A 9,725-nucleotide genomic window follows, 5' to 3' on the forward strand; every position below is an offset into this window, starting at 1 on the left:
GCCGCCGCCCGCCGGCGCCCCGGCGCGTCGCCCACCTTGCCCTCAGCTCCGCGGCCGCCCGCCCCCCGCCGGGTCCCCCCCCGCGCCGCGCCCCCCCCCGTCTCCGGGTCCACCGCGACGACGGCGGACCGCTCGTGTGCGGCGATGATCGCCGCCGCGCCGTTGTCCACGGCCAGCTCCACGGCGTCCATGACGCGGCGGGCATTGACCTCGTCGAGGTGTACGGTGGGTTCGTCGAGCAGCATCAGCCACGCGCCCGAACGCACCCGCAGCAACGCCCGCGCGACGGCGACACGCTGCCGTTGCCCCAGCGAGAGTTTGTCCACTGGCCGGTCGGCGAGTCCGGTCAGGCCGAGTTCGGCGAGCACGGCGTCGACGTCCTCGCCTGCCGGAGTGAGTTCGTCTCGAACGGTGCCGCCCGCGAACACCGGGTTCTGCGGCACCCAGGCGACATCGCGTCGCCAGCGCGTCAGGTCGGCGTCGGCGAGGCGGGCGCCACCGACGGTGATCGTTCCATCGTACGACGGCACAAAACCCAGCAGTGTCAACAACGTCGTCGTCTTGCCGCCGCCGCTCGGCGCGCGAAGCCAGGCGATCTGACCCGGCCAGACCACGAAACTTTCCCCGTCGGGCGCGAAGCCTCCTCGCCGTTCGACACGCAGGCCCGACACTCGCACCTCGCCGCGAGGAAGCGGCTCCGTGCCGTCAGCGGGAACGGGCTCGGCCAAGATCGCGGTGACGCGACGCACCGCCTCGACGCCGTCTTCGCTGGCGTGGAACGCCGCGCCGACAGTGCGAATCGGCTGGTAGCACTCGGGCGCGAGGATCAGCACACCGAGACCGATCGCGAGCGGCAGGTTGCCACCCACGAGCCGGACGCCGATCACCACGGCGATCAACGCGACCGAAAGCGTCGCGGCGAGTTCGAGGACGAACGCCGAGGAGAAGGCGACCTTCAAGGTCTTGAGCGTCGCGCGACGATGCCGCTCCGAAAGCCGCCGGACGACGTCGGACTGGGCTCGGGCGCGCCGGAACGCGGTCAGCACGGGCAACGCGCGGACGAGTTCCAGCAGCAGCCCGGACATGCGGTGCGTCGCGTCGGTGGCCCCGGCGACACGATCGGCGGTGTAGCGGCCGACGAGGATCGCGAACATCGGCAGCAACGGCACGGTCAGCGCGATGATCACCGCGGACGGCCAGTCGGCGAACAGCACCGCTGCCCCGGCACCGAGCGGGACGACCGCGGCCGTCATCAGCGCCGGGAGGTACTCACGGAAGTAGGCGTCGAGCGCGTCGAGACCCCGGGTCGTCAACGCGGTCAGCTCGCCGTGCCCGCGCCGCGCGATCCACTCCGGACCGAGCCGCAGCACGTGGTCGACGGCCCTGGCCCGCAGTTCCTCCTTGGCGGTGGCGGCCGCGCGGGCCGAGATCACCCGCACCGCCCAGCCTGCCAGTGCCCGGCCCGCGACCACCGCGAGCAGGACGGCCAGCTGGGCGGTGCGGCCCCCGACTCCTGTGGAGACGACCGACGCGAGCACGTCGGCCAACAGGAAGGCCTGTGTCACCAGCAATGCGGCGTTGAGCAGCGAAAGCGCCGCGACCTGGGTCAACGCCCGGCGCGCCGCGGGCCCGAGAGCCCGAAACGCGCCGAGCGGACCCTTTCCCGGCCGCGCTGGGTCCATTGTGGACACCGTGGCGGAAAGGGACGCGCTGCCGGGAAGCTTCGTCATGGTGCGTGCACCGCGGGGATGTGCTGGGTGCCGATGCGCTTGCGGAACACCCAGTACGTCCAGCCCTGGTAGATCAGCACCGCGGGGGCGCCGAACAGGGACACCCAGCTCATCACCACGAGCGTGTAGTGGCTCGACGCCGAACCGGCGATCGTGAGGCTGTGCGCCGGATCGAGGGTCGACGGCAGGACGTTCGGGTAGAGCGCGCCGAAGATCGTGATCACGGCCGCGGCGACCACGACGCCGAGCGCGGCGAACGCCTGGCCGTCACGGTCGGCGCGCAGCCGCAGCCAGGCGACGACGGCCGCGAGCAGGGCGATCACCAGCGTGACCAGCGTCCACACCTTCCCCGACCGGGCCTGCACGATGATGAGGAAGGCCACCATCGGCAGCAACGCGACCGGCAGGATCCGGTAGGCCAGGACGCGTGCGCGTTCCCGCAGGTCACCGGTGGTTTTGAGGGCGAGGAACGCGGCGCCGTGAGTCAACGAGAACCCGACGACGCCGAGCGCGCCGAGCACGGTGTCCCACCGGATGGCGGCGAACGCGGAGCCGACCCGGTTGCCCGCTGCGTCGAGCGGCAGGCCGAGCGTGGTGGTCGCGAGCAGCAGCCCGACACCGAGCGGCGGGATCCACGAGCCGATCATGATGACCCGGTCCCAGGTCCGCCGCCAGTGTTCGGAGTCGACCTTCCCGCGGTACTCGAACGCGACGCCGCGGCCGATCAGCCCGACCAGCACGACGAGCAACGGCAGGTAGGCGGCCGCGAACAGGCCCGCGTACCAGGCGGGGAACGCGGCGAACATGACGCCGGCCGCGACGATGAGCCAGACCTCGTTGCCGTCCCACACCGGGCCGATCGTGTTGACCATGACGCGGCGTTCGGTGTTGTCGCGGCCGAGGATCGGCAGCAGCATGCCGACGCCGAAGTCGAAGCCTTCGAGGAAGAGGTACCCCAACCAGAAGACCGCGACGAGGCAGAACCAGATCGTCTCGAGCGTCATCGGTTCGGCTCCTTCTCCTCGGGCCCCGCCGGGGGCCGCGTCGACCGCGCGTCACGCGCTACCACGTCCCGCCGACGCCGGGCGTCCCCGAGGACGCCGTCGCGGCGAGTTATCCACAACCGGGTGAGTTGTCCACAGATCTGCTGTGGGTAACCCTCCCGGGTGACCATCCCGATACACTGGGTTCGGGGACGCCCCCCGAGGCGGGTGGGGGATACCTCGAGGGTGGTCAAGGGCGGCCGGTCAGTAGGCGAAGGCGAGAGTGTCGTCTTTGTCGTCATCGGATTCGCTGTCCTGCTGGGGTTTCGGGGGCATGACGGCGTCGACGCCGCCGCGGACGTACTTGCGCATGAGGTACACCTCGACCACGCCGAGCACGCCGTAGAGGGCGGTCAGCACGATCAGGGATGTCCACACCTCGCCTGTGGACAACTGCGACACGGCGCGGGCGGTGAACATCCACACCCCGTCGATCCCGGTCGGGTTCGGCGCGACCACGAACGGCTGCCTGCCCATCTCGGTGAAGATCCAGCCCGCGCTGTTGCCGATGAACGGCGTCGCGATCCCGCCGAGAGCCAGCAGCGGGAACCACCGGCCGCCCGGGATCCGGCCTCGCCGCGTCAGCCACAGCGCGAGCAGGCCGATCCCGGCCGAGATCGCGCCGAAGCCGATCATGGCCCGGAAGCCCCAGTAGGTCACCGGCAGGTTCGGCACGTAGTCGATCGGCTTGCCCGCGAGCGGGCCGAGCGCCGGGTCGTCCGGATAGTTCGTCCCGTACTTCGCCTGGTACTCCCCGATCAGGTTCTCCACGCCCTTGACCTCGGTCGAGAAGTCGTTGTGCGCCAAGAAGGACAGCAGCGCGGGCACGGTGAACGTCTTGACCGACTCGCAGTTCGCGTTCGCCACGTCGCCGATCGCGAGTATCGAGAAGCTCGCGGGCTTTTCCGTGTGGCACAACGCTTCCGCCGAGGCCATCTTCATCGGCTGCTGCTCGAACATGAGCTTGCCCTGCATGTCGCCGGTGATCGCGAGGACGGCGAACGCCGCCACGCCGACCCAGCCGCCGAGCCGCAGCGAGGACCGCCAGACCTCGCGGTGCTCGTCCTCGCTCTTGCGGCGCCGCCACAGGTGCCAGCCCGCGACGCCGACCAGGAACGCCGCCGCCACCGAGAACGCGCCGGCCAGCGTGTGCGGGATCGCGGCGAGCGCGGTGTTGTTCGTCAGCACCGCCCAGATCGAGTTCATGGTGGGCTTGCCGTTGTCGAACGTCACGCCGACGGGGTGCTGCATCCACGAGTTCGCGGCCAGGATGAAGTAGGCCGAGGCCATCGTCGCCAGCGAGAACGCCCACGCACAGGCGAGGTGCACCTTCTTCGGCAGCCGGTCCCAGCCGAAGATCCACAGGCCGAGGAACGTCGACTCGACGAAGAACGCGACGAGGCCCTCCATCGCCAGCGGCGCGCCGAACACGTCCCCGACGAAGCGCGAGTAGGCGCTCCACGACATGCCGAACTGGAACTCCTGCACCAGTCCGGTCACCACCCCCATGGCGAAGTTGACCAGGAGCAGCTTGCCCCAGAACTTCGTCATCTTGAGGTACTTCAGCGAACCGGTGCGGACCCACGCCGTCTGCATGACCGCGACCAGGATGGACAGCCCGATGGTCAGCGGGACCATCAGGAAGTGATAGACGGTGGTGATGCCGAACTGCCACCGCGCTAGCTCCAGGACCTCCACGCGATCAAGCCTGCTCCGCCAGCCGGAACCCGGCCAGTTCAACTGGTCCTGTTCTCGCCGGGACGAAGGTCCTGCCGCGGGAAAAGAAGGTCCCGCAAAGGAAAATCCGGCCTAGCGCGTCTCGAGGGTTACCCATTCGAGGTACTCGGCGCCGCCGCCCTCGATCGGCGTCACGATGATCTCCGGGACGTCGTAGGAGTGCCGTGCCTTGAGCAGGTCCACGAGCGCGGCCGCGCGATCCCGGGCTGTCTTGCACTCGACGCGCCACTCGGTCTCGGTCTGCACCGCGCCTTCCCAGCGGAACACGCTGGTGATCGGGCCGACGATCTGCGCGCACGCCGCCAGCTTCGCCTCGACGGCGGCGGAGGCCAGCGCGCGAGCGGCGTCCTCGGAATCGATGGTCGAGGCGACAACGACGTGGTCAGCGGGCATACCGCCACGGTACCGCAGACCACAAAAGCGATTTCGGCACGCCGAAAAAACGAATCCGGTCACCCTCGAAACAATATTCACGATACCCGACGACGCATTTCGCGAATCCCATCTGCTTGCCCTTTTCTGAATCGCTCCTTTATCGTTGCAGCGAAAGGGGCGTGAAAACCACGATGTCTACCACTGCTCTGGCGTTTCTCAGCGCGTTCGGCCTGGTCCTGGCCGTGGAACTGCCGGACAAGACGCTGGTCGCCACTCTGGTTCTCACCACCCGTTTCCGGGCATGGCCGGTTTTCGCGGGAGTGTGCGCGGCATTCGCCGTGCAATGCGTCGTCGCGGTCGCTTTCGGCAGTGTGCTCACCCTGCTCCCGGATACCGTTGTCGCTTTGGTCGTGGCCGCGATGTTCGGCGTCGGCGCGTTCATGCTCCTGCGGGAAGGATTCCGCGAAGGCACCGACGGCGGCGAGGACGCTTCACGCTCCGGGCCGGCCCCGCTGTCCTTCCTGCGCTCCGCGATCACGTCGTTCGGGGTGCTCTTCGCCGCCGAGTGGGGCGACGCGTCCCAGCTCGCGACGGCCAGCGTCGCCGCGAAGTTGGCGAGCCCGATCGCGGTCGGGCTGGGCGCGTTTGTGGCCCTGGTCTCGGTGGCCGGGCTCGCGGTGTTCATCGGCGCGAAGATCCGCAGCCGGATCCGGCCGCGGCTGATCCAGCGCTGTGCCGGGTTCGTCTTCGCGGGCTTCGCCGTCCTCTCCCTCGCCCAGCTGGCGTTCTGAGCCGCCGGCGCTTGCTACAGGGGTTTCACAGGATCGCCAGGTAACCTCTCGCGGAACCACGGGTGAGGGCAAGGTGAACCGGCGATGACGTCGGGGCGCCTTGCCCTCGCGCATGCCAGCCCCGACCCGCTCAGGAGACCGCCCGGTGACCTCGCCGAAGACCGCCGTCGCGCGTGCCGTCTCGCCCGTGCACGGCAGGCTGGCGGTCGTCGGCATGGCGACGGCGGTGCTCATCTCCGTCGACCTGCACATCCGGCTGTCCGGCCAGGTCAGCCCGATCTGGCAGACGCTGTCGGAGTACGTCTACGGCCGCCTCGGCCACGGCTCCGCCGCGCCCCTGTTCGGCGCGATGTGCCTGGCGCTCGCGCTCGGCTCGCTCGCACTGCTCACCGGGATCGCCAGGGCCCGCCGGGAGGGCACGCGGCCGGTGCTGGCCCTGCTCGGTGTGTGGTGTGCCGGGCTGCTGGTCTGCGCGACCGTCCCGGTGGATCCCGAGGGCCAGGCCCGCTCGCTGGCGGGCCAGGTGCACAACTACGCCGCGCTGACGGCGTTCGTCGCGCTGCCCGCGGCCGCGTGGGTGCTCACCCGGCGCGGCCGCTCCCGCTGCCCGTGGGAGCCGCGGCGGACCACGATCCGGTGGCTCGCCGCAGCCAGTATGACGAGCGTGCTGGTGGTGCTGGGCGGGTTCATCGCGACGCTCGTCATCGGCCCGGTGCACCAGGAAGTCAGCATGGGCCTGTTCGAACGCCTGCTGTTCACCATCGACCTGGCCTTGCTGGCCACGATGGTCCGGCCGCTGCTGGAACCCGCCCGGCCTCGCTAGCCCAGGGGATCGACGTGGATGTCCTCGACGCCGTCACCCGACAGCCACCACGACGTGTACTGCTCGTCGGGCCCGACGCGCAGTTCGGCGCCGTCATCGAACGTCAACGTCAGCCGGTGGTCCATCAGGTCGGCCGCCACCACGGTCCTGCCGAACAGCGCGAGCACGGGCGGCAGCGTGCTCCGCTCCTCCGGGTCGATCTCGTGCCGCACCCCGTCCGCGCCGAGCAGGGTGAACGGCACCGAGACGGCCAGCTCGGCGCAGACCTCGGCCCCACGGACCAGCAGGAGCCGCACCTGATGGTCGAACGCGGTCCTGGTGACCTCGCAGCCGACCAGATCCGGCGCCGTCATGAGGTCTCCGTCCGGAGGATGTCCGCGAGCCTGGCGGCCGCGGCGACGACCTGGGGACCGATCTCCTTCGCGGCGAGCGGCTCCAGCGACACCACGCCGACGCTCGCGCGCAGGCCCGGCACACCTCGCACCGGGGCCGCGACCCCGGACGCGCCCGCCTCCAGTTCGCCGGTGGACGTCGCCCAGCCGTCGCCGCCGGGGCGCAGCGTCATCGCCCTGCCCGCCGCGCCCGCCGCGAGCGGATGCCGCGTGCCGATGCGGTAGGCGACGTGGAAGCTGGTCCACGTCGGTTCGACCACGGCGACCGCGAGTGCCTGGTCGCCCTGCGCCACCGAGAGATGCGCTGTCGCGCCCACCTTCTCCGCCAGCTCGCGCAGCACCGGCGCCGCCGCGTCCCGCAGCTGCGGCAGCACCTGGCCCGCGAGCCGGAGCAGGCCGACGCCGAGCCGGACCTTGGTGCCGTCCCGCCAGACGAGCCCGCGTTCGGACAGCGGCACGAGCAGCCGGTACACCGCCGCCCGGCTGGCGCCGATCGCGACGGCGAGCTCCGAGATGGTCGCCGCGCCGCCACCGGCGTCGGCGACCGCCTGGAGCAGCGCCAGTCCGCGATCGAGCGTCAGCGAGCCTTCACGCGTCACAACAGTTCGAGTTCCCCGAGGTCGGCGATCGGCTCGTCGAACGACGCGGCCGCGTAGGACGCGAAGAGCTGCCGGACCGCCTTCGAGGCGGGTTCGGACAGCGCACGTGCCTCGTCGGCCAGCGCTTTCCCGTCGGTCGACTCCAGTGCCGCGCGGACGTCACCGCCGGACAGGCAGCGAGCCGAGGCGACCAGCAGGTTGAGGAAGCCGTGGTGGGTGAAGCCGCTGTCGGCGTCGGTGTGCCGGACGGCCCGGTGAAGGCTGTTGGTCGCCTTGAACGAGGCGCCGTCGGCACCACTGACCACGGACAGGAAGTCCGCGACCTCGTCGATGCTGGGGAAGTTCTCCCCGGCCTGGCCGCCGCACCGGATCTTCGGCCAGCTGCCGTGCTCGATGACCTTCCGCACGCCGTCCAGCCAGCCGACACCGCGGCGCGGCTCGACGACGCGGATGACGTCCTCGGGCACGAACTCCGAAACCCGCTCCAGCCACACCTCGTCGACATCCGACGGGGCGGGCATCTCGACCATCCGCAGCGCGAGCAGCTCGCCGCGGGATTCCACGATCGAAATGGCCTTCGGCACGCCGCCCAGACCGGTGTCGATGATCAGCGACAGCGGCAGCGGCTCCTTCGGTTTGATCTTGATGAGCTCGGTGATCAGCTCCGGCAGGCGAGAGGCCTGGCAGAGGAAAACCCCCAGTACACCGGCGTGTTCACCGGTCCGCGACGCGAAGTGCGCACGGAGCGCGTCGGGCATCTTCGCATCGGCAGGCGGGAACAACGCCGAGTCGTCGACGAGCCGCGCGAACAGGGGAGGAATTCCACGGGGGCCGGGGGGCGTGAGTTCCACAGCGCTTGACACGACTGACACGCTAGTAGCGTACGACATGAGGACAAAATCGTTCGTTAAACGGACACATCTCGATCGGTCACGAAGGAGGCACCGATGCCCTACTACCGGCAAGTAGGCGAGGTCCCGCACAAGCGCCACACCGCGTTCCGCAAGCCCGACGGCGGGCTCTTCGCCGAGGAGCTGATGGGTGTCGAGGGCTTCTCCGCGGACTCCGCGCTGCTGTATCACCGCGGCCTGCCGACGGCGATCGTCGACGCGGTGGCGATCGCGGACGAGCGCGGCTCGCTGACCCCGAACCACCCGCTCAAGCCCCGGCACTTCAAGACCCAGGACCTCAAGTTCGCCGAGGGCACCGACGCGGTCACCGACCGGCGGCGCCTGTTCGGCAACGCCGACGTGACCATCGGCTTCGTCACCGCGAACGCGCCCAGCCCGCTCTACCGCAACGCCGCCGGCGACGAGCTGTTCTACGTCCAGGGCGGTTCGGCGACGGTCGAGACGATCTACGGTGCCCTGGAAGTCGGCGACGGCGACTACCTCGTCATCCCGACGTCGTGCACCTACCGCGTCATCCCGCACGGCGAGGTCAAGCTGCTGACGCTCGAAGCCCGCGGGCACATCGGGCCGCCGAAGCGCTATCTGTCGGCGAAAGGCCAGTTCCTCGAGCACTCGCCGTACTGCGAGCGCGACATCCGGGGCCCGTCGGAGCCGCTGCTGGCCGACGGCACCGACGTCGAGGTCCTCGTACGCCACCGCGCCGGGCTGACGCGCTACACCTACGCCACGCACCCGTTCGACGTCGTCGGCTGGGACGGCTGCCTGTACCCGTGGGCGTTCAACATCGACGACTTCGAGCCCATCACCGGCCGCGTGCACCAGCCGCCGCCCGTGCACCAGACGTTCGAGGGGCCGAACTTCGTCGTGTGCTCGTTCTGCCCGCGCAAGGTGGACTACCACAAGGACTCGATCCCGGTCCCGTACAACCACGCCAACGTCGATTCCGACGAGCTGATGTTCTACGTGCGCGGGAACTACGAAGCCCGCAAGGGCTCCGGGATCGGCATCGGCTCGCTTTCGCTGCACCCGTCCGGCTTCACGCACGGGCCGCAGCCGGGCGCCGCGGAGGCTTCGATCGGCGCCGAGTTCTTCGACGAAACCGCGGTCATGGTGGACACCTTCGCCCCGCTGGACCTCGGCGAGGCCGCCGAAACGTCCGAAGACCCCGGCTACGCCTGGACCTGGTCCGGACGAGGGCCCGCCTGATCCGCCCGGGGGGGGGGGGGGGGGGGCGGGGGGGGGCGGGGCCCCCCGCCCCCCCCCGCGCGCTCGCTCGGGCCCTCAGGGAGGCGCGCGCCCCCGAGCCGTCTCGCTCGGGGGCGCT

At 70.4% G+C, this 9,725-nt stretch carries 10 protein-coding genes; 3 read left to right on the forward strand and 7 right to left on the reverse strand.

Annotated features, from left to right (window positions below):
* The 4 genes from cydD to cutA all read right to left on the reverse strand — a co-directional run.
* A partial coding sequence (cydD, locus tag ACFWY9_RS22300; protein WP_378339829.1) for a thiol reductant ABC exporter subunit CydD occupies positions 1-1,682 on the reverse strand: 1,682 nt, incomplete at its 3' end.
* Between the two features lie 44 nt (positions 1,683-1,726).
* Positions 1,727-2,734, reverse strand: coding sequence for a cytochrome d ubiquinol oxidase subunit II (gene cydB, locus ACFWY9_RS22305; protein WP_378330887.1), 1,008 nt, complete (start codon positions 2,732-2,734; stop codon positions 1,727-1,729).
* Positions 2,735-2,977: 243 nt separating this feature from the next.
* Complete coding sequence (locus ACFWY9_RS22310; RefSeq protein WP_378330888.1) at positions 2,978-4,471, reverse strand: cytochrome ubiquinol oxidase subunit I; 1,494 nt, start codon at positions 4,469-4,471, stop codon at positions 2,978-2,980.
* Between the two features lie 111 nt (positions 4,472-4,582).
* Positions 4,583-4,903 (reverse strand): divalent-cation tolerance protein CutA, encoded by a 321-nt coding sequence (gene cutA, locus ACFWY9_RS22315; protein WP_378330889.1) that lies wholly within the window; start codon positions 4,901-4,903, stop codon positions 4,583-4,585.
* Positions 4,904-5,076: 173 nt separating this feature from the next.
* On the opposite strand from cutA, the gene ACFWY9_RS22320 reads away from it, so the two are divergent.
* Both ACFWY9_RS22320 and ACFWY9_RS22325 read left to right on the forward strand, forming a co-directional pair.
* Positions 5,077-5,676, forward strand: coding sequence for a TMEM165/GDT1 family protein (locus tag ACFWY9_RS22320; protein ID WP_378330890.1), 600 nt, complete (start codon positions 5,077-5,079; stop codon positions 5,674-5,676).
* Positions 5,677-5,821: 145 nt separating this feature from the next.
* On the forward strand, positions 5,822-6,499 hold the full coding sequence (locus ACFWY9_RS22325) for a DUF998 domain-containing protein (protein ID WP_378330891.1): 678 nt from the start codon (positions 5,822-5,824) through the stop codon (positions 6,497-6,499).
* Here the strand turns inward: ACFWY9_RS22325 and ACFWY9_RS22330 are convergent.
* From ACFWY9_RS22330 to ACFWY9_RS22340, 3 genes are read right to left on the reverse strand one after another with little or no spacing between them, the layout of a single operon-like run.
* On the reverse strand, positions 6,496-6,852 hold the full coding sequence (locus tag ACFWY9_RS22330; protein WP_378339815.1) for a DUF6188 family protein: 357 nt from the start codon (positions 6,850-6,852) through the stop codon (positions 6,496-6,498). The genes ACFWY9_RS22325 and ACFWY9_RS22330 overlap by 4 nt on opposite strands.
* The gene (locus ACFWY9_RS22335) at positions 6,849-7,490 is read right to left on the reverse strand and encodes an IclR family transcriptional regulator (protein ID WP_378330893.1); all 642 of its coding nucleotides are present in this window, start codon (positions 7,488-7,490) and stop codon (positions 6,849-6,851) included. The genes ACFWY9_RS22330 and ACFWY9_RS22335 overlap by 4 nt, the downstream gene beginning before the upstream one ends.
* Positions 7,487-8,341, reverse strand: coding sequence for a hypothetical protein (locus ACFWY9_RS22340; RefSeq protein WP_378330920.1), 855 nt, complete (start codon positions 8,339-8,341; stop codon positions 7,487-7,489). The genes ACFWY9_RS22335 and ACFWY9_RS22340 overlap by 4 nt, the downstream gene beginning before the upstream one ends.
* A 96-nt stretch (positions 8,342-8,437) precedes the next feature.
* Between ACFWY9_RS22340 and ACFWY9_RS22345 the strand changes: the two genes are divergently transcribed.
* Complete coding sequence (locus tag ACFWY9_RS22345) at positions 8,438-9,607, forward strand: homogentisate 1,2-dioxygenase (protein WP_378330894.1); 1,170 nt, start codon at positions 8,438-8,440, stop codon at positions 9,605-9,607.
* The last annotated feature ends 118 nt before the right edge of the window (positions 9,608-9,725 follow it).

Source organism: Amycolatopsis sp. NPDC059027 (genome assembly GCF_042739735.1).
Classification (GTDB): Bacteria; Actinomycetota; Actinomycetes; order Mycobacteriales; family Pseudonocardiaceae; genus Amycolatopsis.

Excerpts from the sequence above, each read along its gene's own strand:
- cydB (WP_378330887.1), bottom strand. The coding sequence starts at position 2,734 with ATGACGCTCGAGACGATCTGGTTCTGCCTCGTCGCGGTCTTCTGGTTG.
- cutA (WP_378330889.1), bottom strand. The coding sequence starts at position 4,903 with ATGCCCGCTGACCACGTCGTTGTCGCCTCGACCATCGATTCCGAGGAC.
- ACFWY9_RS22320 (WP_378330890.1), top strand. The coding sequence starts at position 5,077 with ATGTCTACCACTGCTCTGGCGTTTCTCAGCGCGTTCGGCCTGGTCCTG.
- ACFWY9_RS22330 (WP_378339815.1), bottom strand. The coding sequence starts at position 6,852 with ATGACGGCGCCGGATCTGGTCGGCTGCGAGGTCACCAGGACCGCGTTC.
- ACFWY9_RS22345 (WP_378330894.1), top strand. The coding sequence starts at position 8,438 with ATGCCCTACTACCGGCAAGTAGGCGAGGTCCCGCACAAGCGCCACACC.